This window comes from Robertmurraya sp. DFI.2.37 (genome assembly GCF_029211245.1).
Lineage (GTDB): Bacteria > Bacillota > Bacilli > Bacillales > Cytobacillaceae > Robertmurraya > Robertmurraya methanolica_A.
The window spans coordinates 1-399 of the sequence record NZ_JARGEJ010000298.1; the positions used below are offsets into that span (position 1 = coordinate 1).

Genomic DNA, 399 nt, shown 5'->3' on the forward strand with positions numbered 1-399 from the left:
CGTAAAGCAGTCCGTCAAACAGCGACATGTCGAACACGTCCGGCGCTTTATCGAAGTTAGCGCGTTGTTCCGGCGTTAACTCGTCGTCCATATCGATAACAGGCGTTAGGCTGACCGTTGTAGTCGTGCCGCTGCCTGACTTCGACAACTCGAACGCCACCTTGCCGAGTTTCTTTTCGAACTTCTTAATGACGGCGTGAATCGCCTGTGCCTGCGCCTTTGATACGTCGACAATAATCGGCTCGCCGCTCGTTAAGTCGAAAAAGCCCATCGCGAATCGTTGCTTGGCGCGATACTTGCCCGCTTCTTGCCCGTGGTGGTCGCTGAAATCTTCCGACAAGTCCTTGTGATATTTCCACGCTTTGTCCCACGGCGTCAAATTTTCGACCGGAAAGCCTT

At 53.4% G+C, this 399-nt stretch carries 1 pseudogene; it reads right to left on the reverse strand.

Annotated features, from left to right (window positions below):
* A pseudogene (locus PZE06_RS26575) lies at window positions 1-399 on the reverse strand (hypothetical protein); the annotation flags it as partial.